The organism is Wenxinia saemankumensis (assembly GCF_900141735.1).
Classification (GTDB): Bacteria; Pseudomonadota; Alphaproteobacteria; order Rhodobacterales; family Rhodobacteraceae; genus Wenxinia; species Wenxinia saemankumensis.
In genome coordinates, this window is the sequence record NZ_FQYO01000001.1 from 762,198 (window position 1) to 788,526 (window position 26,329).

25 protein-coding genes are annotated in these 26,329 nt (G+C 71.7%); 16 read left to right on the forward strand and 9 right to left on the reverse strand.

The window, feature by feature from the left end; translation table 11 throughout:
- The first annotated feature begins 95 nt into the window (after nt 1-95).
- The 9 genes from BUE30_RS03505 (at nt 96) to BUE30_RS03545 (ending at nt 9,467) form a co-directional block, all read left to right on the forward strand.
- Nucleotides 96-1,661: an ABC transporter substrate-binding protein gene (locus BUE30_RS03505; protein WP_083601062.1), complete on the forward strand. Its 1,566-nt coding sequence runs from the start codon at nt 96-98 to the stop codon at nt 1,659-1,661.
- Nucleotides 1,658-2,641: an ABC transporter permease gene (locus BUE30_RS03510; protein WP_073326433.1), complete on the forward strand. Its 984-nt coding sequence runs from the start codon at nt 1,658-1,660 to the stop codon at nt 2,639-2,641. The genes BUE30_RS03505 and BUE30_RS03510 overlap by 4 nt, the downstream gene beginning before the upstream one ends.
- On the forward strand, nt 2,638-3,495 hold the full coding sequence (locus BUE30_RS03515; RefSeq protein WP_073326434.1) for an ABC transporter permease: 858 nt from the start codon (nt 2,638-2,640) through the stop codon (nt 3,493-3,495). The genes BUE30_RS03510 and BUE30_RS03515 overlap by 4 nt, the downstream gene beginning before the upstream one ends.
- Nucleotides 3,492-4,229, forward strand: coding sequence for an ATP-binding cassette domain-containing protein (locus BUE30_RS03520; RefSeq protein ID WP_073326435.1), 738 nt, complete (start codon nt 3,492-3,494; stop codon nt 4,227-4,229). The genes BUE30_RS03515 and BUE30_RS03520 overlap by 4 nt, the downstream gene beginning before the upstream one ends.
- Nucleotides 4,223-4,873: an ABC transporter ATP-binding protein gene (locus BUE30_RS03525; RefSeq protein WP_073326436.1), complete on the forward strand. Its 651-nt coding sequence runs from the start codon at nt 4,223-4,225 to the stop codon at nt 4,871-4,873. Before BUE30_RS03520 ends, BUE30_RS03525 begins: the two co-directional genes overlap by 7 nt.
- Nucleotides 4,874-5,280: 407 nt before the next feature.
- On the forward strand, nt 5,281-6,567 hold the full coding sequence (locus BUE30_RS03530; protein ID WP_073326437.1) for a hemolysin family protein: 1,287 nt from the start codon (nt 5,281-5,283) through the stop codon (nt 6,565-6,567).
- A gap of 245 nt (nt 6,568-6,812) precedes the next feature.
- Nucleotides 6,813-7,613, forward strand: coding sequence for an ion transporter (locus tag BUE30_RS03535; RefSeq protein ID WP_073326438.1), 801 nt, complete (start codon nt 6,813-6,815; stop codon nt 7,611-7,613).
- A 67-nt stretch (nt 7,614-7,680) separates the two neighbouring features.
- On the forward strand, nt 7,681-8,154 hold the full coding sequence (locus tag BUE30_RS03540) for a DUF427 domain-containing protein (RefSeq protein WP_073326439.1): 474 nt from the start codon (nt 7,681-7,683) through the stop codon (nt 8,152-8,154).
- Nucleotides 8,148-9,467: an ABC1 kinase family protein gene (locus BUE30_RS03545; protein ID WP_073326440.1), complete on the forward strand. Its 1,320-nt coding sequence runs from the start codon at nt 8,148-8,150 to the stop codon at nt 9,465-9,467. The genes BUE30_RS03540 and BUE30_RS03545 overlap by 7 nt, the downstream gene beginning before the upstream one ends.
- A 208-nt stretch (nt 9,468-9,675) precedes the next feature.
- On the opposite strand, the gene BUE30_RS03550 is transcribed toward BUE30_RS03545, so the two are convergent.
- The 8 genes from BUE30_RS03550 to BUE30_RS03585 form a co-directional block, all read right to left on the reverse strand.
- Nucleotides 9,676-9,966: a DUF6525 family protein gene (locus tag BUE30_RS03550; RefSeq protein ID WP_073326441.1), complete on the reverse strand. Its 291-nt coding sequence runs from the start codon at nt 9,964-9,966 to the stop codon at nt 9,676-9,678.
- Nucleotides 9,967-10,151: 185 nt separating this feature from the next.
- Nucleotides 10,152-11,369, reverse strand: coding sequence for a GTP-binding protein (locus BUE30_RS03555; RefSeq protein WP_073326442.1), 1,218 nt, complete (start codon nt 11,367-11,369; stop codon nt 10,152-10,154).
- 281 nt (nt 11,370-11,650) lie between these two features.
- On the reverse strand, nt 11,651-12,958 hold the full coding sequence (locus BUE30_RS03560; RefSeq protein WP_170865605.1) for an amidase: 1,308 nt from the start codon (nt 12,956-12,958) through the stop codon (nt 11,651-11,653).
- A complete protein-coding gene (locus BUE30_RS03565; RefSeq protein WP_073326443.1) occupies nt 12,955-14,319 on the reverse strand; it encodes a M20/M25/M40 family metallo-hydrolase in 1,365 nt (454 codons plus the stop codon). The genes BUE30_RS03560 and BUE30_RS03565 overlap by 4 nt, the downstream gene beginning before the upstream one ends.
- Nucleotides 14,316-15,056 carry an SDR family NAD(P)-dependent oxidoreductase gene (locus BUE30_RS03570; protein ID WP_073326444.1) on the reverse strand — a complete coding sequence of 247 codons (741 nt, stop codon included), beginning with the start codon at nt 15,054-15,056 and terminating at the stop codon, nt 14,316-14,318. The genes BUE30_RS03565 and BUE30_RS03570 overlap by 4 nt, the downstream gene beginning before the upstream one ends.
- Nucleotides 15,053-16,078, reverse strand: coding sequence for a ketopantoate reductase family protein (locus tag BUE30_RS03575; RefSeq protein WP_073326445.1), 1,026 nt, complete (start codon nt 16,076-16,078; stop codon nt 15,053-15,055). Before BUE30_RS03575 ends, BUE30_RS03570 begins: the two co-directional genes overlap by 4 nt.
- Entirely contained in the window at nt 16,075-16,773 is a 699-nt protein-coding gene (locus tag BUE30_RS03580) for a creatininase family protein (protein WP_073326446.1), read from the reverse strand. The genes BUE30_RS03575 and BUE30_RS03580 overlap by 4 nt, the downstream gene beginning before the upstream one ends.
- The gene (locus tag BUE30_RS03585; RefSeq protein ID WP_073326447.1) at nt 16,770-17,750 is read right to left on the reverse strand and encodes a GntR family transcriptional regulator; all 981 of its coding nucleotides are present in this window, start codon (nt 17,748-17,750) and stop codon (nt 16,770-16,772) included. Before BUE30_RS03585 ends, BUE30_RS03580 begins: the two co-directional genes overlap by 4 nt.
- Before the next feature lie 175 nt (nt 17,751-17,925).
- On the opposite strand from BUE30_RS03585, the gene BUE30_RS03590 reads away from it, so the two are divergent.
- The 7 genes from BUE30_RS03590 to BUE30_RS03620 all read left to right on the forward strand — a co-directional run bounded on the left by BUE30_RS03590 (nt 17,926) and on the right by BUE30_RS03620 (nt 25,362).
- Nucleotides 17,926-19,503, forward strand: coding sequence for an ABC transporter substrate-binding protein (locus tag BUE30_RS03590; protein WP_073326448.1), 1,578 nt, complete (start codon nt 17,926-17,928; stop codon nt 19,501-19,503).
- An 85-nt stretch (nt 19,504-19,588) separates the two neighbouring features.
- Nucleotides 19,589-20,521 (forward strand): ABC transporter permease, encoded by a 933-nt coding sequence (locus BUE30_RS03595; protein ID WP_073326449.1) that lies wholly within the window; start codon nt 19,589-19,591, stop codon nt 20,519-20,521.
- A complete protein-coding gene (locus BUE30_RS03600; RefSeq protein ID WP_073326450.1) occupies nt 20,518-21,387 on the forward strand; it encodes an ABC transporter permease in 870 nt (289 codons plus the stop codon). Before BUE30_RS03595 ends, BUE30_RS03600 begins: the two co-directional genes overlap by 4 nt.
- Nucleotides 21,384-22,367 (forward strand): ABC transporter ATP-binding protein, encoded by a 984-nt coding sequence (locus tag BUE30_RS03605; protein ID WP_073326451.1) that lies wholly within the window; start codon nt 21,384-21,386, stop codon nt 22,365-22,367. Before BUE30_RS03600 ends, BUE30_RS03605 begins: the two co-directional genes overlap by 4 nt.
- Nucleotides 22,364-23,362 carry an ABC transporter ATP-binding protein gene (locus BUE30_RS03610; RefSeq protein ID WP_073326452.1) on the forward strand — a complete coding sequence of 333 codons (999 nt, stop codon included), beginning with the start codon at nt 22,364-22,366 and terminating at the stop codon, nt 23,360-23,362. Before BUE30_RS03605 ends, BUE30_RS03610 begins: the two co-directional genes overlap by 4 nt.
- Entirely contained in the window at nt 23,363-24,871 is a 1,509-nt protein-coding gene (locus BUE30_RS03615) for a carboxypeptidase M32 (RefSeq protein WP_073326453.1), read from the forward strand. It begins immediately after the preceding gene.
- Nucleotides 24,868-25,362, forward strand: coding sequence for an RraA family protein (locus BUE30_RS03620; RefSeq protein WP_073326454.1), 495 nt, complete (start codon nt 24,868-24,870; stop codon nt 25,360-25,362). The genes BUE30_RS03615 and BUE30_RS03620 overlap by 4 nt, the downstream gene beginning before the upstream one ends.
- Nucleotides 25,363-25,575: 213 nt before the next feature.
- On the opposite strand, the gene BUE30_RS03625 is transcribed toward BUE30_RS03620, so the two are convergent.
- On the reverse strand, nt 25,576-26,256 hold the full coding sequence (locus tag BUE30_RS03625; RefSeq protein WP_073326455.1) for a hypothetical protein: 681 nt from the start codon (nt 26,254-26,256) through the stop codon (nt 25,576-25,578).
- Nucleotides 26,257-26,329: the final 73 nt, after the last annotated feature.

A 26,329-nucleotide genomic window follows, 5' to 3' on the forward strand; every position in this document is an offset into this window, starting at 1 on the left:
CGCTCGGACTCCCGGGCGCAACCGGATCATTGCTTTACACCGCCGCGCGCAGGGTATGAATTTAGACTCGAAATTTCATACCTTGTGGATCCCGGATGCTCCGCCCCCTTTCGACCGCCGCCATCGCCCTGTCCCTGATGCTGCCGGCCGGGGCCGGGGCGCGGCCGCTGGTGCTTGCCATCGGCGGAGAGCCTGACGGCGGGTTCGATCCGATCATGGGCTGGGGCCACTATGGCAGCCCGCTCTTCTACTCGACCCTGCTGCGCAGGGATGCCGCGCTCGACCTCGTCGGGGACCTGGCCACCGACTGGACCCTTTCCGAAGACGGGCTCGTCTGGCGGGTGACGCTGCGCGGCGACGCCCTGTTCTCGGACGGAACGCCGCTGACCGCGGCGGATGTCGCCTTTACCTACAACACCGCCAGAGAGGCCGGCGGGCTCGCCGACCTGACGGTCCTGGCGGAGGCGCGCGCCCTCGACGCCACGACGGTCGAGCTGGAGCTGACCGAGCCCCGGATCACATTCGTCTCGCGGCTCGCCACGCTCGGGATCGTGCCGGCCGCGACCTATGGCGACGACCATGCCCGGCATCCCGTCGGCTCGGGCCCCTTCCGGATGGTCGAGTGGCGCGAGGGAGAGCAGCTGGTGGTCGAGCCGAATCCCTACTGGCACGGCGGCGAGATCGCCTTCGAGAGGGTGAGCTTCGTCTTCGGCTCGGAAGAGGCCGGGCAGGCGCTGGCCCGCACCGGGATCGCCGACCTCGTCGCCGTGCCGCCCGCGATGGCGGATGCGGCGCCGCGGGGCATGAAGGTGCTGCATGTCGAGTCGGTCGACAATCGCGGGCTGGCCTTCCCGATGGTGCCGAGGGCGGGCGGGACCACCGGGGCGGGCGCGCCGATCGGCAACGACGTGACGGCGGACCGGGCGGTCCGCTTGGCGATCAACCAGGCCCTCGACCGCGAGGCGCTGGTCGCGCTGGCCCTGAACGGCCACGGCCGCCCCGCGACGGGCCCGGCCGACGGCCTGCCCTGGGACAACCCGGGTGCCGCGATCCCGGGAAACGACCCGGCGGCGGCGATGGCCACGCTGGAGGCGGCCGGGTGGCGCGATGGTGACGGCGACGGTCTGCGCGAGAAGGACGGCCTGCCCGCCGCCTTCCGGGTGCTCTATCCCGCCGGCGACAGCACGCGGCAGGCACTGGCGCTCGGCGCCGCCGACCAGCTGCGGGGGATCGGCATCGACGCCCGGCCGACCGGCGCCAGCTGGGACGAGATCGGCGCCCTGATGCATTCAGAGGTCGTCGTGCTGGGCTGGGGCGCACATGACCCGTCGGAGATCCTCTACCTGCACCACGGGGCCTATGCCGGCGTCGACTACTACAATACCGGCCATTACCGGAATCCGGTGGTGGACGCTCATCTCGAGGCGGCCGAGGCCGCGATCGGTTTCGAGCCTTCCCTCGCTCACTGGCAGGCCGCCGCCTGGGACGGAGAGACCGGGTTCGGCCCCCGGGGCGACGCGACCTGGGCCTGGATGGTCAATCTCGACCATTCCTACTGGGTGTCGGACTGCCTCGATCCCGGGCCGCTGCAGGTCCATCCGCACGGGCACGGCTTCCCGATCACCCACGACCTGCCCTCCTGGCGCTGGACCTGCGAATGAACGCCTGGCTCCCGGCGCTGGTGGCCGGACGGCTCCTCCGTCTGGCCTGGCTGCTGCCGCTGGCCGCGACCGGGCTGTTCGTGCTGATCTCGATGGCCCCGATCGACCCGGTCCAGGCCTATGTCGGCGGACGCACGTCGCAGATCGGTCCGGAGCAGCGGGAGGCCATCGCCGCCGCCTGGGGGCTGGACCGGCCCGCGCCCGAGCGCTTCGCCAGCTGGCTCGGCCGGCTCGTGCAGGGGGATCTCGGCCGGTCCATCACCTTCAACGCGCCCGTGCTGCAGGTGATCGCCGCCCGTCTGCCGGCCTCGCTGGCGCTGGTCGGGTCGGCCTTCGCGCTGTCCTTCGTGCTGGGCACGCTCCTGGGACTGGTCGCGGGGGCGACGCGCGGGCGCTGGCCCGACCGGGTGATCCGCACCATCGCCGTCGTGCTGGCCGCCAGCCCGGGCTTCTGGATCGCGATCCTGCTGGTCGCGCTCTTCGCCGTCGGACTGGGCTGGCTGCCGGCCTGCTGCGCGGCCCCGCCGGGACGGCTGGACTCGGAGGTCGCGCTGGCGGATCGCTGGCGCCACATGGTGCTGCCGGTCGTCACCCTGTCCGTCGTCGGGCTGGCCCCGCTGGTGCTCCATACCCGGCAGAGCCTGATCGCCTTCCTCGACGGCCCCGCGGCGCGGCACCTCGCGGCCCACGGCGCCAGGCCCCTCCACCTCGCCTTCGGGCCCGGCCTGCGCCATGCGGCGGGCGTGGCGCTGACGCTGCACCTGGCCGGCGCAGGCGAGCTCTTCGGCGGCTCGGTCCTGGCCGAAGCCGTCTTCGCCTGGCCCGGCCTCGGCCAGGCGACGGTGCGCGCGGCGACGGGGGCGGACGCGCCGCTCCTCATGGGGATAGGGCTGGCGACGCTGCTCTTCGTCTTCGCCGGCAACCTGCTGGCCGACATCGCGGCCCGGCTGGCCGATCCGCGGCTGCGGCGGGCTGCATGAGCGACGCGGCCGAACCGATCCGCGCGCGGCCCGCCCGCCCCCGCCATCCGCAGCGGCGGGCGATGCGGCACGGGATGATCGCGCTGGCGCTGCTGGGCGCGGTGCTCGCGGGGGCGCCGCTGCTGCCCGAGGGGGCCCTGTCGGTCGACGCGGCCGCGCGGGCGCTGGCGCCGCGGCCGGCCCATCCCCTCGGGACCGACCTGCTGGGCCGCGACATCGCCGCCCGGACCCTGGCGGCCCTTGCGCAGAGCGTGCAGGTCGGGCTGCTGGCGGCCGGCGCCTCCACCCTCGTCGCCCTGGTTCTGGGCCTCGCGGCGACCCTCGGGCGCGCCGCGGACCACCTCGTCGGGGGACTGACCGAACTCGCGCTCGGCCTGCCGCATTTCGTGCTGCTGATCATGATCGCCTTCGCGATGGGGGGCGGCACGGCCGGGGTAATCGTCGCCGTCGCGCTGACCCACTGGCCGCGCCTGTCGCGCGTCCTGCGGCACGAGGCGCAGGTCATCGCCGCCTCGGACTACGTCGCGATCTCGCGCGCGCTCGGGCGGTCGCGGCTCTGGGTGGCCCGGCACCATCTCGCCCCCCACCTGGTGCCGCAGATCGTCGCGGGGTTCGTCGTGATCTTCCCCCACGCGATCCTGCACGAGGCCGGGCTCAGCTTCATCGGCCTCGGGATCGAACCGCACCTGCCCTCGATCGGCGTGATGCTGGCCGAAAGCCTGCGCGAGATCATGGCCGGTCACTGGTGGGTCGCCGCCGCCCCCGGCCTCGGCCTGATGCTGGTCGCCCTGATTTTCGAGCGCTTGGGAGAGGCGCTGCGCCGGCTTTCCGGTCCGGCCGGGGGGACGACATGACGCTGGATGTCGAGGATCTGTCGGTCTCCTTCCCGGCCGGCCCGGTTCTGGAGGGGGTCTCGCTGTCGCTGGCGCGCGGCGAGATCGTCGGGCTGACCGGCAGTTCGGGCGCCGGCAAGAGCCTCCTCGCCGAGGCCTTGGCCGGGGCGCTGCCGCCCGGCGCCGTCCGGACGGGCCGGATCGCCGTCGACGGGGAACCGGCCGGACCCGGGGCGGTGGCGCTGGCCCCGCAGCGGCTCGACGCGCTGGACCCCCTCGCCCCGGTCGGGCGCCAGATCGGGCGGTTCGCGCGCCTGTGCAACCGGCGGGCCGATCCGTCCGGCGCCCTGGCCTCGGTCGGCCTGCCGGCGGGCGCGGCAAGGCTCTACCCGCACGAATTGTCGGGCGGCATGGCACGCCGGGCGCTGCTGGCCACGGCCCTGGCCACGGGCGCCGACTGGATCGTCGCCGACGAACCGACCGTCGGACTGGACGAGGAAGCGGGCGGCCGGGTCCTGTCGGTGCTCGCGCGGCTCGCCGCCTCGGGCCGCGGCGTCATCGTGATCTCCCACGACCTGGTCGGCCTGGCGAGGATCGCGTCGCGGGTCGTCATCCTGCGCGGCGGGCGGCATGTCGAGACGGCGCCGGCCGGCGCCTTCGCGCAAGGCGGGACCGCTCTGCGAGAGGCCTTCACCCGGCAGCTATGGCAGGCCCAGCCCGCCCTCGCCCGCCCCGGCGGGGAGGCCGCATGCTGACCGCGCGCGACCTGGCCCATGCCATCGGCGGGCGGAGGATCCTCGACGGCGCCGATCTCGACCTCGCGAGGGGCGAGGTCGTGGGCCTCGGCGGCCCCTCCGGCTCCGGCAAGACCACCCTCGGGCGGATCCTCGCGGGGCGTCTGGCCCCCGATCGGGGCGAGATCCGCCTTGACGGGGCCATTCCGGCACCGGCCCGGCCGGGGGTGCCGGCCCCCGTGCAGCATGCCCCCCAATCGGCGGAACTCGCGGTCGATCCGCGCTGGCCGGTCCGCCGGATCCTGGCGAACGGCCTCCCCCCCGATCCGGAGGTCCTCGACGCGCTCGGCGTCAGGACCGAATGGGCCGACCGGCGCCCCGATCAGCTGTCGGGCGGCGAACTGGCGCGGGTCTCGCTCGCGCGGCTGTTCCATCCGGGGCTGGCCCTCCTGATCTGCGACGAGATCACGAGCCAGCTGGACGCGATCGAACAGGACCGCCTCCTGCGGGCGCTGACCCGGCTCTGCGCGGGGCGCCGGATCGCCGTGCTGCTGATCTCCCATGCCGGGGCCCTTCACGCCCGGTTCTGCGATCGGGCGATGATGCTGGATGGCGGAAGGATCGTCCGACCGCCCGGGCGCGCGCGGTTTCCGACGGGGGCCTGAGCCCGAGCCTTCCGCACGACCCGGCCCCCGTGCAGCGGGGCCATCGCCGGCGTCGTCGTCCCCGCCCCTTTTCGCTCCCGGCCCGTCTCGCTCCCGCCCCTTTTCGCTCCCGGCCCGTCTCGCTCCCGCACCTTTTCGCTCCCGGCCCGTCTCGCTCCCGCCCCTTTTCGCTCCCGGCCCGTCTCGCTCCCGGCCCGTCTCGCTCCCGCCCCTTTTCGCTCCCGCCCCGTCTCGCTCCCGGCCGCGATCCGCGCGGAGCGCCCGCCGGTCCGCACTCAGGTCCACCCGAAGCACAATGCCGCCCACCGCCCGCCGGGGCGGCGGGTCGCGCCGAAATGAGGGACCGACACCGCCGATCCGCGACGAAGGCGATTGTCGCCGGCCGGCGCTGCGCGTAGCGATGCAGGATGATCGTCGAGATCGTCATCCTCCTGCTGCTGATCCTGCTGAACGGCTTTCTGGCGATGTCCGAGCTTGCCGTAGTCTCGGCGCGGCCGGCGCGCCTGAAGGTCATGGCCGAGCGCGGCAGCCGCGGCGCCTCGGCCGCGATGCGGCTCGCGGGCGATCCGGGCCGTTTCCTGTCCTCGGTCCAGATCGGAATCACGCTTGTCGGCGTGCTGTCCGGGGCCTTCTCGGGCGCGACGCTGGGCGTTCGCCTGGCCGACGCGCTGGTCGCTGCGGGCGCCCCGGAGGGGGCCGCCGGAACGCTCGGCGTCGGAAGCGTGGTGGTGGTCATCACCTACCTCTCCCTCATCGTCGGCGAGCTCGTGCCGAAGCAGATCGCGCTCAGGGCGCCGGAGGCCGTCGCGGCCCGCGTGGCTCCGGCCATGATCCTCGTCGCGCGCGTCTCCGCCCCCTTCGTGTGGCTGCTCGACCGGTCCGGCAAGGCCGTGCTCGCGCTGCTCGGCCAGTCCGGCCGGGGCGAGAGCGGCCTGAGCGACGAGGAGGTGCGCCTGGTCATTTCCGAGGCCCGCCAGGCCGGTGTCATCAAGCATGCCGAGACCGAGATGATCGAGGGCGTGATGCGCGTCGCGGACCGGACGGCGCGCGGCCTGATGACGCCGCGCCACGAAGTGGAACTGGTGGATCTGGCCGACGGGCCGGCCGCCGTGATGGACCGTTTCCGCACGACCCGCCGCTCCAGGCTTCCGGTCCGGGACGGAGAGGCGGACGACATCGTCGGTGTTCTCGCCACCCGGGACGTGATCGCGTCCGGCCCCGCGCCGGACCTCGCGGGGCTGCGCGCGCTGGTCGAACCAGCGACCATTGTCCGCGACGGTATGCCGGCCCTCGACGTCATCGAGACGCTGAAGCGGGCGAAGGCGCACATGGTGCTCGTCTTCGACGAATACGGCCATTTCGAGGGCGTCATCACGGCGATGGACCTGCTGCAGGCGATCGCGGGCGATTTCCTCGAGGGAGAGACCCCCGAGCCGAAGATCGTCGCGCGGGAGGATGGCAGCCTCCTCGTCGCCGGATGGATGCCGGTGGACGAGTTCGCGGCGCGCGTCGACCTCGCGCTGCCCGACGATCGCGCCTACGAGACCGTCGCGGGACTGATCCTCGATCATCTCGGCACCCTCCCCGATGTGGGAGAGACGATGCGGATCGGCGGGCTCGGGGTCGAGATCCTCGATCTCGACGGGCGCCGCATCGACAAGGTCCTCGTCACGCGGGCCGCGCCGCCGGGCTGACCCCCCCCGGAGGTCCGGCGCGGGGCTGCCCGCAGGTCCGTGTCGCCGCCGCGACCCGGTCCGGTCCGTCGCGCGCCCCGGACGATGAACGCGCCCCGGACCTGCCACCGGCCGCCGCAAGCAGGGCATGGACGGACGCGCTTCCCGCCCATGGGCTCCGCCGTCTCCCGTCCCCCCGGGACCCGGCTTGCGCCGCATTGCGACCCCCAGCATAGAGGGGCCGGTTCTCGAGAATGGGGTCAGTCATGCCGCTCCGCCAATCCGTCGCACGACTCCTCGACCGTCGATCGACGCGGAACTTCATCACGGGCGTGATCCTGTTCAACGCGGTGGTCCTCGGGTTCGAGACGTCCGATACCGCCATGGCCGCCGCCGGCAGACTTATCGTCCTCCTCGACGTGCTGTGCCTGTCGATCTTCGTCGTCGAGATCGCGTTGAAGATCTATGCGCGCGGCCTGTCGTTCTTCCGGTCGGGTTGGAACGTCTTCGACTTCACGATCGTCGCCGTCGCGCTGGTGCCGGTCACGCAGGGTCTCTCCGTGCTGCGCGCGCTCCGGATCCTGCGGCTCCTGAGGATCATCTCGGTCGCGCCGACCCTGCGCCGGGTGGTCGAGGGGTTCATCTCGGCCCTGCCAGGCATGGCGTCGGTCTTCCTGCTGATGGCGCTGATCTTCTACATCGCGGCCGTGATGGCGACGAAACTCTTCGGCGATGCCTTTCCGCAATGGTTCGCGTCGATCCCCAGCTCTGCCTATTCGCTCTTCCAGATCATGACGCTCGAAAGCTGGTCGATGGGAATCGTCCGCCCGGTGATGGAGGTCTATCCCTACGCCTGGGCCTTCTTCGTGCCCTTCATCCTCGTGACGACCTTCGCGGTCGTGAACCTCGTCGTCGGCCTGATCGTCAACAGCATGCAGGATGCCCATGCGCAGGAATCGAACGCCGCGACGGAGGATTACCGGGACGAGGTCCTGAGACGGCTGGAGGCCATCGAGCGGCGCCTTCCGGACGGCAGGGTCCACCGCGAGGGGCCGGACGACCGCTGAGGCCCGCTCGCCCCCCTGCGGGCATCCGCCGCTTTGTCCAAGGCGGCCGGAGGCATATCTCAACTCCATGAGCGATCTGCCCCCCGAGACCGTCCAGGACTACCCCCGCCCGCCCCGGCTGGAGCCGGTGCCGCAGCGCCTGCTCGTGCGCCTCGGCGGTGCGGTCGCGGCCGAGACGGTCCGGGGCGTGAGGGTGCTCGAGACCCACCATGCGCCGACCTACTACTTCCCGCCAGAGGACGTCGCGGCACGGCTGTCCCCCGCCGCCGGGGCCAGCTTCTGCGAATGGAAGGGGCGCGCGCGCTATGTCGACGTGATCGCGAGGGATGTCACCGCCCGCCGGGCGGGCTGGTGCTACGACGCGCCCACCCCCGCCTTTGCCGGGCTGGCCGGCTATTTCGCCTTCTACGCGGCCCGGATGGAGGCGTGCTTCGTCGGGGAGGAGCGCGTCATCCCGCAACCGGGGGACTTCTACGGCGGCTGGGTCACGTCCAACCTGCGCGGGCGGATCAAGGGGGCGCGGGGAACCGAAGGATGGTGACGGATCGAGGCCGTCCCGGCGTCCGGGTGCCGGCGGGGCGGCTCTCGCGCCTGGCCCGCCTGGGGGGACTCGCGGGCGGCATCGCCGGTCGCGCCGCTTTCGGGGGGCTGAGGCAGATCGCCGGTGGCGCCGGGCCGGGATCCCGCGACCTGCTGCTCACCCCGGCCAACGCGCAGCGCGTCGCGGGAGAGCTCGCAAGGCTGCGCGGGGCGGCGATGAAGGTCGGCCAGTTCCTCTCGATGGATGCGGGCGAGGTCCTGCCGCCCGAGATCGCCGCCATCCTCGACCGGCTGCGCAGCGATGCCGACCCCATGCCGCCCCGTCAGCTGCGGGGCGTGCTCGACGCCGAATGGGGCCCGGGCTGGCTCGGGCGCTTCCGCCGGTTCGACGTGCGCCCGATCGCCGCCGCCTCCATCGGGCAGGTCCACCGCGCCGTCACCAGGGACGGCCGCGAGCTGGCGCTCAAGGTGCAGTATCCGGGCGTGCGGGCCAGCATCGACAGCGACATCGCCAATATCGCGGGGCTGATCCGCTGGTCAGGCGCCGCGCCGAGGGGGCTCGACCTCGCTCCCCTGATGGCGGAGGCCCGCGCGCAGCTGCATGAAGAGGCCGACTATATCCGCGAGGGGCGAAATCTCGATCTCTTCGGCGCCCTGCTGGCCGGGGATCCGGCCTTCCTCGTCCCGAAGCGTCATCCGGACCTCTGCACCCCGAACGTCCTGGCGATGGAATACGTCACCGGCCTCCCGGTCGAGCGCCTCGCCGCTGCCCCGCAGGAGCTGCGCGACGAGACCGCCCGGCGGCTGATCGACCTGACGCTCCGCGAACTCTTCGAGCTCGGCCGGATGCAGACCGACCCGAATTTCGCCAACTACCTCGTGGAGGCGGGCGGACGGATCGTGCTTCTCGACTTCGGCGCGGTCCGGCAGATCGCTCCGGGGGTGCAGGAGGCCTTCCGCCGGCTGATGCGGGCGGGGCTGTCGCGCGACCGCGCCGCCACCGAGACGGCCCTGGAGGAGACCGGCCTCATCGGCCCCGGCCTGTCCGCCCGCCACCGCGAGATCGTCCTGTTGATGTTCGATCTCGCCATGTCCCCCCTCCGCAGCCCGGGTCCCTTCGACTTCGGGGCCTCGGACCTGCCGCTACACCTGCGCGACATGGGGATGGAGATGGGAGTGGAGCGCGCCGCGATCCACGTCCCGCCGGTCGGTGCGCTCCTGATCCAGCGCAAGGTGGCCGGAATGTATCTTCTCGCCGCCCGGCTGCGGGCGCGGGTCGACCTGACGGAGGTGGTCGGGCGGTTCGTCCCCTGAGGCGCGTCGCCGGGCCGGTACCCCACGGGGCAGCCGGTCACCGCCCGATGCGGATCGGAAGGGATCCCGTCTCCGGTTCGGACGGCCGGGGATGTTCCGAACCTCCCGGCCGATCCGGGGTCGCCGGCCGGAACGTCCCGGCCCGAACGTCAGGGTCCACCCCGTCCGCCCTGGTCACCGGGCGGGGCGTTCCGGGCCGGCGCGCCCCTCAGGTATTGCGGCTCTCGCTGTCCAGGGGATACCCGCCTCCCCAGACATCACGCGCATCGCGCGCGATCTGCCGGCTCTGGATCTCGTCGAGAACCTTCAGCGCCTCAGCGGGGTTGCGGGTCCGGCGCATGGCCCGCTCGAAGGCGCGGCGGACCGAGCGCGGACGCCACGGCAGGATGGCCGATGCCAGCCAGGTACGAAGCTGCGGCGGCAGATCGTCGAACTCGCGCATCGGACATCCGCTGCGCCATGTCCCGCGCAGTCCGGTCTGGCCCAGATTGCGGGACATCCGGCCTCCGCCGCCCCGGGCCCTGTGCGCATCCGGCCCCGCGCCCGGGTCACCGGGGACGCGAACCCCGCCGCGCGCCCCGGGGCCGGCATGATCCCGGGACGGTCCCTTGAACGTCCGGGCCGGCGGGCACGCTCCGTCGATGTCCGTTGGGCTTCCCCGGGCGGTTCGCTTGCCCTCGCGCATCAGGCCGCCTCCGGGCGGTGCCAACGGGAAAGGGGATCGGGCAGGACCGGCAGGTGATCGGGCCCCGTCGCGAGATGCTCGGGCAGAAGCGCCGCGTCGAGCCGTGCCTTCAACGCGTCCCAGTCGATTCCGGCGCCGATGAAGACGATTTCCTGTCGCCGGTCCCCCCGGGGCTCGGCCCAGTGCCGGGAGAGGGAGATTCTGGCCGCCTCGTGACCCGGCCAGCGATCCCGAGGGACGGAGGCCCACCACGTGCCGAGCGGCGCGACCGAGGACAGCGCCCCCGCGAGCGAGAACTCCGCCACCCAGTCCGGCCGCGTCGCGATCCAGAAATGTCCCTTGGCCCGGATCACGCCCGGCAGGGCGCCGTTCAGCACGGCCATGATCTTTTCGGGTTCGAACGGGCGGCGGGCGCGATAGGCGTGGGACGAGATGCCGTATTCCTCGGTCTCGGGCAGATGATCGGCGAAGCCGTAGAGCTCTCTCGCCCACATCGGATGGGCCTGCGCGCGGTCGAAGTCGAAGAGGCCGGTGCCCATGATCCCGCTCGGCGGGACACGCGAGCGGTCGGTCTCGATGATCCGGGCGTCGGCATTGAGGCTGCGGATGATCCTGCGGGCGGCCCCGGTGCGCTCGGGGCCGGCATCCGTCACCTTGTTCAGGACGACGACGTCCGCAAACTCGATCTGCTCGACGAGCAGGTTCACCAGCCTGCGCTCGTCCCCCGCGCCGGTCGCCTCGCCCCGGTCGCGAAGGAAATCGTGGCTGGAATAGTCCTGCGGCAGGTTCACGGCGTCGACGCCGGTGACCATCGCATCGAGCCGGGCGACGTCGGACAGGCTGACACCCGCCTCGTCGCGGAAATCGAAGGTGGCCGCGACCGGCAATGGTTCGGAGATGCCCGTGGACTCGATCAGGAGGTAGTCGAAGCGCCTCTCCTCGGCGAGCCGGCGCACCTCCATCAGAAGGTCGTCCCGCAGCGTGCAGCAGATGCAGCCGTTCGACATCTCGACCAGCGTCTCGTCCGTCTGGCTGAGATCCGCGCCCCCCTCCCGCACGAGGTCGGCGTCGATGTTCACCTCCGACATGTCGTTGACGATCACCGCCACGCGGCGGCCGTCGCGATTGTCGAGCACGTCGTTCAGCAGCGTCGTCTTTCCGGCGCCGAGGAAGCCGGACAGGATGGTCACGGGAAGGCGGGCATCCGGGAGGGCCATGCGAAACCTAGTTGTTATGATATGACATAACCAATAACCCGGATCGTCGGGGTGGCCAAGCCCCCTCGAAGGCAGACCCGCGGGATCGTGCAAGGGCCCCCTCCCGGCGACCAGTCCAGCCTTGCCATGCCGGCCGGGAGCGCGGCCCTCATCGGCGCGTCCGGCCGGGCGCAGCACGACGATGAGGCGTCCCCGGGAAGGGATTACCCGGGGCCGGTCCTCGACTGCGGAGCGGGCCGTGGGCGATCTTGCGTCGGGGCCGGGACGGCGCCCCGCTCCGCTCAGTCGGTTGTCCCGACGGTGTCGCTTGCCCGGCCCAGCATGCGTTCCACCACCTGCGCCGCCGCGAGCAGCGCGGCATCCCGTCCGAGGGGGCCGGCCAGCTGAAGACCTACCGGCAGGCCGTCGACGGCGCCGCAGGGCAGGGTCAGCGCCGGATGACCGGTCAGGTTGGCGAAGCCGGAGGCGAGCATCTCGCTGTCGCCCGCGTCGCCGATCTCGGGATCCTCGTGCGGCGCGGGAAAGGGTACGGCGGGCGAGAGCAGCAGATCCACCCGCGGGAAGGCCGCCTCGACCGCCGCACGGACCCGCGCCGCCTCGCGCATGGCGTCGACATAGCGGGTGGCGGGAAGGTCGAATCCCGCCTCGATCTGCGAGCGCGTCCCCGGTGCATAGCCCCCGGGATTCCTCGCGTGCAGATCCCGGTGGATGACCGAGGCCTCCGGCAGCAGCAGATCCAGTAGCGCGGCGTTGGCCCCGCCCAGCTCGGGGATCGTGACTTCCACCAGCTCCGCCGCGCCGAGCCTGTACAGCGCGGCGTCCATCGCCGCCGCCGTCGCCCGGTTCTCTGCCGCCGCCGGCCAGTGGGCCCGCAGCACGCCGATGCGCGGAGCCCGGGGCGCGGACGCCGCCATCGCCTGCCCCGCCAGGACGCCGAGCATCAGCGCCGCATCCGCCACGTCACCCGCCAGCGGCCCGGCATGGTCCAGCGTCCAGGAGAGGGGAAACACCCCCTCCAGCGGCACCAGCCCGTAGCTCGGCTTGAGCCCCACGATGCCGCAATGGGCCGCCGGGATGCGGATCGAGCCGCCGGTATCGGTGCCCACGGCCAGCGGCACGATCCCCGCGCCCACCGCCGCCGCCGACCCGCCGGAGGAGCCGCCGGCGGTCCGGGACGGATCGTGCGGGTTGTTGGTCTGGCCGATCTCGAGATGCGCGACGCCGTAGGCATATTCGAGGCAGTTGGTCTTGCCGATCAGCACCGCGCCCGCCGCCCTCAGCCGCGCCACCAGCGGCGCGTCGGCCCTCGCCGGTCGCGGCGGCTCCACCTTCGTGCCCCAGCCGGTCGGCTGGCCCGCGACATCGATCAGGTCCTTGATCGCGACCGGCACGCCCTCCAGCGGGCGGGCTGTGTCGTCCCGCCAGCGGCGGCGGCTCTCCTCCGCCTGCGCGAGCGCCGAGTCCCGCGCGACATGGGCGAAGGCGTTGAGCCGCGGCTCCCATTCCTCCACCGCCGCCAGCGCCCGCTCGACCTCCTCGCACGGATCGTCCCCGGACGCGTAGCGCTCGAGCAGGCCGCGGGCGCTCAAGCGAGCCGCTCCAGCAGGCGGATCCAGGCGATGCAGCCCTTGCGGAAGCTGGACAGGCGGAAGAACTCGTTCGGCGCGTGGTAGTCCTCGTCTGCCGTCGCGAAGGAGAAGAAGACGACGCCCCGGCCCAGATACCGCTGAAAGACCTCGCCGATGGGGATGGTCGCGCCCATCGCCACGCGCAGGGGGCGCCGGCCCATGATCTCTTCCAGCACCTCCTCGGCCACCTTGAGACCCGGCAGGTCGGGATCGGAGGCGAAGGCCGCGCTGCCCGGCCCGTGGCGGTGGACCTCCAGCGCATAGCCGGGCGGCAGGAGGGCGCGCAGCTGCGCCTCGATGGCGGCCACGACGGCGTCCGGCTCCTGCCCGGCGACGAGGCGGCAGGTGATCTTGGCGCGGGCGGTGGCGGGGATGACCGTCTTGGTCCCCTCGCCCGCATAGCCGCCCGAGATGCCGTTGAATTCCAGGGTCGGGATCAGCCATTGCCGGGTCAGCAGCTCTTCGGCCGAGGGCAGCGGATCGGGCCGGGGCGCGCCGATCCCGTCGAAATAGGCGCTCACGTCGAAGCCGGAGGCGCGGATCGCCTCGCCGATCCGGGGGTCCGGCGGCGTCGCGTCGTCGGCGAAGCCGGGCACGATCACCCGGCCCTCGTCGTCGTGCAGCCCCGCCAGCATCCGCACCAGCGCCCGTACCGGGTTCGGCGCGCTGCCGCCGTGGCGGCCGGAATGCAGGTCCTTGCCCGCGCCGGCCACCTCGACATCCAGCGCGACCATGCCGCGGCTGGCCACGGTGACGGAGGGCAGGTCCGCCCGCCACATCGCGCCGTCCGCGCTGACGACGAGGTCGCAGGCGAGGCGGTCCCTCATGCGCGCGACGGTGGGCGCGAAATGGGGCGAGCCGGATTCCTCCTCGCCCTCCACCAGCACCTTGACGTTGAGCGGCAGCCCGGACGTCTCGTGCAGCGCCCGCAGCGCGTGCAGCGCCACCGTCAGCGGGCCCTTGTCGTCCGCCGCGCCGCGCGCGTAGAGCCGGTCGTCCCGCACCTCGGGCTCGAAGGGCGGCGAGCGCCACTTGTCCAGCGGATCGGGCGGCTGCACGTCGTAGTGACCGTAGACGAGGACCGTGGGCTTCGCCGGGTCCACGATCCGCTCGGCATAGACGCACGGATGGCCCCCGGTCTCGATCCGCTCGACCGTGCCGAAGCCCGCCTCGGCCAGCCGCGCTTCGACGAAGCCGGCGGCTTCGGGGATGGCCTCTCGATAGGCGGGATCGGCGGAGAGCGAGGGGATGCGGCAGAAGGCGGCGATGGTCTCCACCCCCTCCGCCTCGTGGGCGGCGAGCCAGTCCTCCGCGGCGCTCATTTGCCGCCGTCCACGCCCAGCGTCTCGCCGGTGATCCACCCGGCGAAGTCCGAGGCGAAGAACAGCACCGCGTGGGCGATGTCGTCCGGCGTGCCGAGCCGGCGCATCGCGATCCGCTCCAGCAATGCGCTCTGCCCGGCCTGCCCCATCGCGTCCCACTGCTTCTCGGTCGTGGGGTTGGAGCGGACGAAGCCGGGGGCGACGCAGTTCACCGTGATGCCGAAGGACCCGAGCTCGTGGGCGAGCTGGCGGGTCAGGCCGATCTGGCCGGCCTTGGCGCTGGCATAGGCCTGGATGCCGGTGAGGCTGACACCCCGCCCCGCGCCCGAGCTGATGTTGACGATCCGCCCCGCCCCCTTCGCCTTCATCCCCGGCGCGACGGCCTGGCTCGCCCAGAAGGTCCCGGCGAGGTTGGCGTCGAAGATCGCCTGCCAGTCTGCTTCCGTGATCTCCTCCAGCGGCCGGCCCACCTGCCCGCGCACGCCGCCGGCGCAGTTGACGAGGATGTCCTGCGGGCCGAGCGCGCCGATCACCTCGTGCACCGCCGCGCGGTCGCCGAGGTCGAGCGCGCGGGTCTGCACGTCGCCCATGCCGGCGGTCTCGGCTAGGCCGGCCTCGTTGAGGTCGAGCGCGGTGACCGACGCGCCCCGGGCGGCGAAGGCCAGCGCGATGGCGCGGCCGATGCCGTGGCCGGCGCCGGTGACCAGTGCCGCCTTGCCGGTGAAGTCGAGTTTCATGCTGGCTCTCCCGTGTCGCGGGCCAGGTCGGCGAGGTTGGCACTGTCGAGCCTGCGCTGCCCGTCCTCGATCTCGCGGATCATCTCCATCACGCGCCGCGTGACGGGGGTCGGGATGCCGGTGCGCTCGCCCGCCGCGACGATGGGGCCGAGCTGCGCCTCGGCCTCGGTCTTGCGCTTGCGGATGGCGAGGTCGCGCCAGATGCCGGAATGGGATTTCGCCGAGCGGCGGTTGTGCGCGACCATGTCGGCAAAGCTACGGTGGAGCGCCGCCTGTGGCGCGCCCGGGGCGAAGGCGGCGGGGTCGAACCCGTCGAACGGTTCGGGCCGCACGTCCGAGGCGGACGCGACGCGGGCGACTTCCTGCCCCAGCCGCGTCAGAACCGGGCGGGCCTCGGGCGAGTCGAGCACGTCGGCGATCGGATCGTCCGTCAGCGCTGTGGCGAAGAGAAGGGCGCCGTAGACCAGCTTGCCCCAGAGAAAGCCCCAGATGTTGTCGGTCAGCACGGCATCCGGGTTGAAGTCCTTCAGCAGGGCGTAGAGCGCCTCCGCCCGCTCGGTCCGAGCGCCGTCCAGCTCTCCGATCACCGTCGCGCCCTTGCCGGAATAGTGGACCACCCCCGGCTCCAGGTAGTCCGCGCCGAAATTGACGAAGCAGCCGATCGTCCGCGCCTCGCCCACCACCTCGGCGATCTCGATCTCGTTCAGGCCGTTCTGGGCCGATACGACGCAGCCGTTGTTCGCAAGGTGCGGCGCCAGCTGGCGGATCGCGGCGCCGGTATGCAGCGCCTTCACGCAGAGAAAGACGGTGTCGAACGTGCCCTGCAGGCCGTCCGGCCCGTAGGCCGGGGCGCGGACCGTGTCGGTCCAGAGCGGGCCGTCGATCCGCAGGCCGGTCTCGTTGATGGCGTCGACGTGACCGGCGTCCGAATCGACGAACACGACATCGCGGCCCGCGCGCAGGAAGGCGGCGCCGAGGGTGCCGCCGATGGCGCCGGCGCCCCAGATCAGGATCGGGCTCATTCCCAGGGGCCCTCGATCACGGCGCGGGTCTCTTCCACGCCGATCTCCCAGATCGCGTGCATCTCGTCGTCGGGGCGCTGCGGCACGCCGCCGAAATTGCCGTCGCCGAGATAGGCGCGCACCCGCTCTGGATCCATCGCCCGCATCCGCTGCAGATCGATCATTGGCTTCTGCGTCCGGTCGTTCGCCTCGACCAGCCGCGTCCAGGGAAAGTTCTCCATCCAGCTGGCATGGCTGGCGACCGGGTCCGTCTCCTGCACCCTGGCCATCGTCCGGGGCGCGCTCCACCAGTTGTGGAACTTGACCGAGGTGCCCGGATGGTCGGCCATCCACTCGATGGCGAAGGCACCGGCGGGCGCGTTGCCGCCATGGCCGTTGACCATGACGATCCGGCGGAAGCCCTGCCGGTAAAGCCCGTCGAGAATGTCGCGGATCACCGCGACATAGCTCTCGACGCGCAGCGAGATGGTCCCCGGATAGGCGGCGAAATAGGGCGTCAGGCCGTAGGGAAGGACAGGGAAGACCGGCACGCCCAGTGGCTCGGCAGCATCCACGGCGACCTTCTCGGCAAGGATCGAATCGACGCTCAGCGACAGGCCGGCATGCTGTTCCGTGCTGCCCAAGGGCAGGACGCAGAGGTCGTCGTCCTGGAGATAGGCCTCGACCTGTCCCCAGCTCATGTCGGAAATCTTCATCTGGCGTCCTTTCGTTCCGGTGCGTCTGCCTGCATCCGGTCCAGCAGCGGGCGGACCAGCCGGTCCACATCCGCCGGGTCGGGCACGTGGCGGTATTCGACATGAGTCGCGGCGGGCGCGCGTTCGGCCGCCGCCTCGGCGCCTGTGGACATCACGACGACGCTCCGCCCCTCGACCGTGGCGGCGACGTCGCCCGTCTCCATCTGCGTGACGGTCACGTCGGCGACATGCGGGGCGAAGCGGCGCACGCCCAGCTCCAGCACGGGCAGGTAATCGGCGAAGCGGGACACGACGGCGACCCGGGCCATCGGGTCGATCGAGGCGAGCGCCATTCGCGTCTCCTCCGACGGGATGAAGCGCAGGGCGACGATGGGCGCGGCCGGCCCCAGCGCCTCGACCCGGCCGACCAGCGCGGCGAAGGTCAGGATGATCTCCGCCTCGCGCAGCCTGTCCGCCGTCTCGGCCGGCACCTGGCCCGGCTGCACCCCCAGCGTGACCGCCCCGACCGAGGCCGCCTCTCCCAGCTGGGCGGCGATCCGGCGGGCGTAACTGCGGGTCGCGTCCTCGAACAGGCCGACCACGACGACGCGGGCGGGTCGGGCGCGGCCGGTCCGGCGCAGGATGCGGGCGGCGAAGAGCGCGGTCACGTCGTCGGCGCTCAGCCCCGCGTCGAGCGCCCGGTCGATGGCGGCGTCGAGGTCGGACCATACCCGGTCCGCGCCCGACGCGCCGAGGCGCGCCAGTGCGGAAGGGGCGACGAAGGTGCCGGAACCGGGCCGGCTCTCCACCAGCCCGGCCGCGCGCAGCTGGGCGTAGACCTTGCTGACGGTCATCGGCGCGACCCCGGCCTCGGCGGCCAGCTCGCGGACCGAGGGCAGCGCGTCGCCGGCGCCGAGCGAGCCGTCCGCAATCGAATGGACGATGCGGGCCCGCATGTCGGCCCGCGGTCGCGCCCTGTCCCCGTCCGTATCACCCATCCCGCTGCCCCGTCCTTCATTTGTAGCACGATTTCCGGGCAGTGATCCCGAAAACCCGGCCTTCTGGGTGAGACTAGCCACGAAATTTCGACGCGTCCAGCCAACTGCTCCATTGACTGAATACAATTCGTTTGCAACGCTTCTCCAAAATAGAACACTTCAACGGAGAGGAAGCATGACCATTCTCAGGACCATGGCCGTCTCGGCCACCGCGCTGCTCGCCGCGACGCCCTTGCTCGCCCAGGAGCGCGGCGGCACGCTGACCTACGGCCGCTATGCGGACAGCCTGTTCCTCGATCCGGTGCTGAACGACGCCAATGTCGACATCTGGATCCTGTCGAACATGTACGACACGCTCCTGCTGCCCTCCGAGGACGGCAGCGGCGTCGAGCCCGGCCTCGCCACCGGGTACGAGGTGTCCGAGGACGGCATGACGGTCACGCTGACGATGCGCGAGGACATCATGTTCTCGGACGGCAGCCCGATCACCACGGACGACGTGATCTGGTCGCTCGACCGCGCCCGCAACCCCGATAACGGCATCTGGAACTTCCTCCTGGCCTCGGTCAGCGAGGTCACCTCCCCCGAGGATGGGATGATCCGGATCAGCCTCAGCCAGCCCGACCCGGCCATCATTCCGGCGCTGACGGTCTTCAACTCCGCCATCATGCCGCAGGCCGCGTTCGAGGCGGCGGACGGCGAGACCGACGCCGAGAAGGCCGAGGCCTTCGCGCAGAACCCGGTCGGCTCGGGCGCCTTCGTGCTGGAGAGCTGGGATCGCGGCTCGGAAATGCACCTGGTGCGCAACGAATACTACTGGGCAGACGGCGAGGACGGCGAGAAGCTGCCCTATCTCGACGCGATCACCTTCGAAGTGATCCCCGACGACGCCACCCGGATCCTGCGCCTCCAGTCGGGCGAGCTGGACGGGGCCGAGATGATCCCCTTCGCACGGGTGCAGGAACTGCAGAACGACCCGAACATCACGATGGAGCTCTTTCCCTCGACCTACGTCCATTACATCACGATGAACGTGCGGGACGAGATCGGAGGAGAGGACAACCCGCTGTCCGACCCGCTGGTGCGCGAGGCGATGAACTACGCCACCAACAAGGAAGCGATCATCCAGACCGTCACCTTCGGCGTCGGCACCCCGATGGAAAGCTACATGTCGATGGCGACCCCGCTCGCCTCGGGGGACGGCCCGCTCTATCCCTACGACCTGGAACGGGCGCAGGAGCTGATGGCGCAATCCGGGTATCCGGACGGCTTCAGCACCTCGATCCTCGCGCTTGCGGGCAACCAGGACGACATCGGCATCTCGACCGCGCTGCAGCAGATGTGGGGCCAGATCGGCATCGACCTCGAGATCCAGCAGGTCGACAACGCGACCCGCACCGAGGAGTACCGCAACGGCACCTTCGACATGCGCGTCGCGGGCTGGACCAACGACATCGCCGATCCGGGCCAGATCACGTCCTATTTCGCCTATTCGCCGACCATCGACGCCCTCCATTCGGGCTGGATGAACGAGGAGGTCGACAGCCTGTTCGAGGCGAGCCAGAGCGAGATCGACGTCGCCACCCGGACCGAGCAATACGCCCGGATCCAGGAGATCTTCAACACGACGGGGCCGATCGTCCCGCTCTACGAGACGCCCTACCCGGTCGCGCTGCAGAACGACGTCCACGGCTTCGTGCAGATCCCGCTCGGCAACAACATCTTCCGCGGCGCCTGGATCGAGCAGGAATAAGCGCCCTCCGGCAGGGGCCCTTTCCCGGGGCCCCCGCCCATCCTCCCGGGCAGACCCCGGACGAAAGGTCCCCCTCCCCTTGTCGATGCCCGAATTCATCGCGCGCCGCCTGGTGCAACTGATCCCGACGCTGATCTTCATCCTCGTGGTCGTCTTCGTCCTCGTGCGGCTGCTGCCGGGCGACCCGGCAAGCGCCGTGCTGGGCGACCGCGCGCTCGACGCCGACGTCGAACGGATCAACCGCGAACTGGGGCTCGACCGGTCGATCCCGGTGCAGTTCTGGGTCTTCGTGAAGTCCTTCCTGACCGGCGATCTCGGCAACTCGATCTCGCTGCGGATCCCGGTCACGCAGCTGATCGCCGACCGGCTGCCGATCACCATGCTGCTGACGCTGATGGCCGCCGCGATCGCCCTGATCATCGCCATTCCGCTGGCCTTCGTCGCGGCCCTCCGGCGCGAGCGGCTGCCCGACACGCTGATCCGCGGCGGCTTCCAGGTGGGGCTGTCGATGCCGGTCTTCTACATCGGTCTCGTGCTGCTGACCGTCTTCGGCGCGAACCTGCGCTGGTTCCCCGTCGGCGGCTACGGGGATACGTTCCCGGAGCACCTCTACCACCTGTTCCTGCCCGCCGTGACGCTGGCCCTGTCGCTGTCGGCGATCCTTATGCGCAACCTGCGTGCCGCGATCATCGAGGTGCTGGACGCCGACTACGTCACCTTCGCCCGGTCCAAGGGGCTTCGGACCCGGCTCATCCTGTTCCGTCACATCCTGCGCAATGCGCTGATCTCGACGCTGGCGCTGTTCGGCCTGTCGATCGGCACGCTTCTGGGCGGGGCGGTCATCACCGAGACCGTCTTCGCCATTCCCGGCGCCGGGCGGCTGATGGTCGACAGCATCTACGGCCGTGATTACCCGGTCGTGCAGGGGCTGACCGTGACGCTGGCCGTCGTCGTCTCGATCACCTTCCTGCTGACCGACCTGCTGCAGGCCTGGCTCGACCCGCGGGTGACGAAATGAGCGAGAGCGCCCAGCCCGAAGCCGCGGACGCCGCGCGCCGGTCGGTCCGACTGCCCCGTCCGGGGCATCTGCCCCTGCCGTTCATCGGCGGTGCGCTGATCCTCGGCCTGTCGGTCTTCGTCGCAGCCTTTCCGGGGCTCTTCGCCCCCTACGACCCGCTCGCCTTCGACTACAACGCCGTCCTGCAGGGGCCGAGCGCGGCGCATCCGTTCGGCACCGACAATTTCGGGCGGGACGTCCTGTCCCGGGTCATCCACGCCTACACGATCGACATGCAGATCGCGATCTTCGCGACGATCTTTCCCTTCGTCTTCGGCACCGCCGTGGGCGCCCTGGTCGGCTATGCGGGCGGGATCGCCGAGACGATCTTTGGCCGCGTCGTCGACGCCGTCATCACCTTCCCCTTCCTCGTGCTGGTGATCGCCATCGTCAGCGTGCTCGGTCCCGGCCTCGGCAACATGTACATCGCCGTCGGCCTGGTCGGATGGGTGTTCTACGCGCGGATCACGGCGGCGGAGGTGCGGGTGCAGAAACGGCTCGACTACGCCGATGCCGGCCGCGCGATGGGCTACACCCATGCGCGCATCATCTTCCGCCACCTGCTGCCGAACGCGATCACGCCGGCGATCGTCTACTGGATGACGGACATGGCGCTGGCGATCCTGCTCGGCTCGTCGCTCGGCTATCTCGGCCTCGGCGCGCAGCCGCCGGCGGCGGAATGGGGCGTGCAGATCGCGGAGGCCAAGAACTTCATGTCGACGGCCTGGTGGATGGGCGTCTTTCCCGGCCTCGCCATCGTCGTGACCGGCCTCGGCTTCTCGCTCCTCGGCGACGGGCTGGCAGAACTGCTGAGGACGCGGCGATGAGCCTTCTTCGCGTGCGCGATCTCACCGCCACCTTCGGGGCGGGGGCCAGCCGGCTGACGGCGGTGAACCGCGTCAGCTTCGACGTGGCGCAGGGCGAGGTACTGGGCCTCGTCGGAGAGAGCGGATCGGGCAAGTCCGTGACCCTGCGGGCGCTCCTGCGCCTGCTGCCGGTGGGCGGCGCGGTATCGGGGCGGGTCGAGTGGGAGGGGCGCGACCTCGTCACGGCCGGCGACCGCGAGCTGCGGGCGGTGCGCGGCCGCCAGATCTCGATGATCTTCCAGGAGCCGATGACCTCGCTGAACCCGGTCCTGCCCGTCCGTGTGCAGATCGAGGAGAACCTGCGCGCCCATACGGGCCTGCGCGGCCGCGCCCGTACCGCCCGGGCGAAGGAGCTGCTGGATCTCGTCGGCATCCCCGATGCCGGGCGGCGGCTGGACGAGTTCCCGCACCAGTTCTCGGGCGGCATGCGACAGCGCGTGATGATCGCCATCGCGCTCGCTTCCGAGCCGCGGCTGCTGCTCGCGGACGAGCCCACGACCGCGCTCGACGTCACGATCCAGGACCAGATCCTCAAGCTGATCCTCGACCTGAAGGACCAGCTGGGGATGAGCGTCGTGCTCGTGACCCATGACTTGGGCGTCGTCGCCGAGACCTGCGACCGGATGGCGGTGATGTATGCCGGCCGGATCGTCGAGACGGGCAGCGTCACCGACGTCTTCGCCCGCCCGGCCCATGCCTACACGGCGGGTCTCATGGCCTCGGTCCCGCGGGCCAGCGCGGCGCGGTCGGTGCTGCATTCGATCGAGGGCACGCCGCCGCAGCTGGACCGGGTGCCGCCCGGCTGCGCGTTCCATCCGCGCTGCCGCTTCGCCACCGACATCTGCCGCCGCGACGTGCCGGCGCTGGAGCCGCGGGTCGGCGAAAGATTGTCGGCCTGCCACCATGCGGACGCCGTCGCCGCGGAAGGAAGCCCGGTATGAGCGAGACCGTCCTGAGCGTCGAGGACGTCCGCAAGGACTTCCCCATCACCCGCGGCGTGCTGGAGCGGCTGCGCGGCCGGCCGCAGCGTGCGGTCCACGCCCTGAACGGCGTCAGTCTGGAGGTGAAGCGGGGCGAGACGCTGGGCATCGTCGGCGAGAGCGGGTGCGGCAAGTCCACCCTCGCCCGCTGCCTCGTGCGCCTCCTCGACCTCGACGGCGGGCGCATCGTCCACGAGGGGACCGACGTGTCGGGCCTGACCGGGCCGGACCGGCGCGCGTTCAACCGCCGGGTCCAGATGATCTTCCAGGATCCCTATTCGTCCCTGAACCCCCGCATGTCCGTCCGCCAGATCCTGACCGAGGCGATGCGCGTCCACGACATGCGCCCCGCCGCCGAGATCCCCGCCCGGATCGAGGAGCTCCTGGACCTCGTCCGCCTGCCCGCCGGATCGGCCGACAAGCGGCCGCACGAATTCTCGGGCGGCCAGCGCCAGCGGATCGGCATCGCCCGCGCCCTCTGCGTCGAGCCCGAGGTGCTGGTGGCGGACGAGCTGGTCAGCGCGCTGGACGTGAGCGTGCAGGCGCAGGTCGTGAACCTGCTGCTGGAACTGCAGGAGCGGCTGCACCTCACCGTCGTCTTCGTTGCCCACGACCTGCGGCTGGTGCGGCACATCTCGCACCGGGTCGCGGTCATGTACCTGGGCAAGGTCGTCGAGGTCGCCGAGGCGGAGGAGCTGTTCGAGCGCCCCCGCCACCCCTATACGCAGGCCCTTCTCCATGCCGCGCCGTCGCTCGACCCCGCCCAGCGGACCCGCGCCGTCGCCGCCAGGGGCGAGCTGCCCAGCCCCATCGACCTGCCCTCGGGCTGCCTGTTCCGGACCCGTTGCCCGCATGCCTTCGACCGCTGCGTGGTCGAGGAACCCGCCCTCACCCCGCGCGGGACCGGCCATGTCGCCGCCTGCCATATCGACGCCCCCGTCTTCGAGGCCTCCTGAATGTCCTATGCCGCCTTCCGTGCCGAGATCGGCCGGATCAACGACCTGCTCTGCGTGATGAACCTCGCCGACTGGGATTCCCGCGTGACGATGCCCCCGGGCGGCACCGATGCCCGTGCTGACCAGATGGCGACGCTGACCGGCCTCGCCCGCGGCATGGCCACCGGCGACGCCCTCGCCCGCGCCATCGACGGCGCGAAGGATGAGCTGCACGACGGCGATCCCCGCCTCGCTGAGGTGGAGCAGGCCGAGCGCGAACGGGCGATCCTCACCGCCGTGCCGGCCGAGATCACCGAGGAGATGGCGGGGCTGAAGGCCCGGGCCCATGCCGCCTGGGCCGAGGCGCGGGCGAGCAGCGACTTCGCCGCCTACGCGCCGGTGCTGCGCCGGATGATGGAGCTGAACCGCCGCATCGCCGAGGCGATCGGCCATGACGGCCATCCCTACGACGCGATGGTGTCCCGCTTCGAGCCGGGCATGACATGGGCACGGCTGCAGGAGGTCTACACCGCGCTGAAGGACGGCATCGCGCCCCTCCTCGACAAGGCCCTCGCCGCCGAGCCCGCCCGGGCCGACATCCTCACCCGCCCCTTCCCCGTGGCGCAGCAGCGCGCCTTCGGCCTGAGCATGGCGCAGCGCATGGGCTACGACATGGCGCGCGGCCGGCTCGACGATACCGCCCATCCGTTCGAGATCAGCCAGACCCGCGGCGACGTGCGGATCACCTCGCGCTTCCGCGACGAATGGCATCCGGGCGGCACCTTCGCGATGTGGCACGAGGTGGGGCACGCGATGTACGAGCAGAACATCGCCCCCGAGCACACCCGCACGATCTGGGCCACCGACCTCGTCAACCTCTACGCCGTCGGCGGCGCCTCGTTCGGGATGCACGAGGCGCAGAGCCGGATGTGGGAGAACCGCGTCGGCCGGTCCGAACGGTTCTGGGAGCTGCATTTCGACGAGTTGAAGGCCGCCTTCCCCGACCAACTGGCAGACGTCTCGGCCCGCGACTACTGGCGCGCCGTGAACGCCCCGCGCCCCGACTTCATCCGCGTCGAGGCGGACGAGCTGACCTACGATCTGCACATCATCCTGCGCTCGGGGATCGAGGCGGACCTCGTGGCCGGCGACCTCGACGTGGCCGACCTGCCGGGCGTCTGGAACGAGAGGTTCCGCGACCTGCTGGGGCTGGCGGTGCCGGACGACACGCGCGGCTGCCTGCAGGACGTCCATTGGGCCCACGGCTACCTCGGCAGCTTTCCGACCTACACGCTGGGCAACATCATGTCCTCGCAGCTCTTCGCCGCCGCGCAGGACGCGCCCGGCGTCACGGACGGGCTGGAGGCGGGCGACTACGCCCCGCTCTTCGACTTCATGGCCGCGAACGTCTGGGCCCACGGGCGCTCGTCGTCCCCTGACCGGACCCTGCGCCGGGTGACGGGCGGACCGCTCGACCCCGCGCCCTACCTCGCCGACCTGACCGCCAAGGTGGAAAGCTTCGCGGCATGACCCTTGCCCCGCAGGACCCCATCGTCACGGCCGATCTCTATGACGACCACCACAAGCGGGTGGAGGTGATCGACCTGCAGTTCCGCAGTTTCGGCGGCGTGGAGACGTTCTTCGGCCCCGCGGCGGTGCTGGAGACCCACCACGACCACGAACCCGTTCTCGCCGCGCTGTCCGAGCCGGGCAAGGCCCGCGTGCTCGTCGTGGCCGCGCAGGGCTCGCTCACGGTCGGCGTCATGGGCGACCGGCTGGCGGCGCGCGCCGTCGAGAACGGCTGGCGCGGCGTCATCGTCGACGGCGCCATCCGCGACAGCCTCGGGATGGAGCCCCTGCCCCTCGGGGTGCGCGCCCGCGGCACGACCGCTCGCCGGGGCTGGGCGCCGGGCCCCTCGCGGCGCGGTGGCCCGGTCACGATCGGCGGTGTCCAGATCCGCGACGGCGACTGGATCTATGCAGATCGCGACGCGGTGATGCGATCGCACGAGCCGCTCTAGGTCCGGCCGGCCCGTGCAGGGTCGCGCGCTGCGGATCCCTCGGCGTGCCATGCCGCTCCGGGGCCCCTGTCGACGCCGCACATGCAACGGCATTCGAAAGCGCGGACAACCGGCCGCGCCCGGCGCCCACCACCGGAGCGAGGGGAAAGTTCGGGCCGCGGGGTGCGGGCAATGCCGCAGATCAGGCGAGAGCCGCCGCGCCGCAAGGCGATGTCATGCCGTGATCCCCGCCCCGGACGTCGACCGGCCGCCCCGGAGAAGCACGAGGCCCACGGCCACGAACCAGACGATGGCGCCGAGCCCGAAGACGGCGCCGGCCCCCTCTCCGAGCGGCGGCAGGATCGTCACGAGCCCGGCGGCACCGCTGATCGCACCGATCCCGGTCGTGAGGCGGCCGAACGTTCCGCTTGCAAGCCCTGCGAGACTGACCGCCAGGATCCAGGCGCCGCCGGCGATCTCGTTGCCGCCGCCGAGCCCGAGTTCGACCGCGTGGAGCGTCTGCCAAAGGGCGGCCGCGGCCGCCGGATCGCCGGAAAGCACGTAGGTCCGTTCGACGGCGACATTCGCGATCATCCCCGCGCCGAGGACGAGCGTGGCCCAGATCAGCCCCAGCGCCCCGGTCAGGGCTCCGGCATCCGGATGCGACCTGCCGATCCGCTGGCGGAGCGCGACCACGAGGACCGCGAGCGCCAGCGCGTTCACGACGTAGATCACGCTGTTCCAGGCCAGCAGCACGCCCGGGCGATCCGCGATGAACCCCGCGACGGCGGCGGCGTCGATCTCGTCCGACCCGAAGCCCAGCGGGGCGAGCACGGTGACGAGCAGGGCGAAGCCGAAGAGATAGGTAGCGGCGCAGGTCAGGGCTGCGATGCCGCCGGCCTTGGGAAGGGTCATGAGCTCGGGCCTTTCGCTGGGTGTTCCTCCCTGCAGGCGAAGACTGCAGGGTGATCGGCGACGCGCCGCCTCC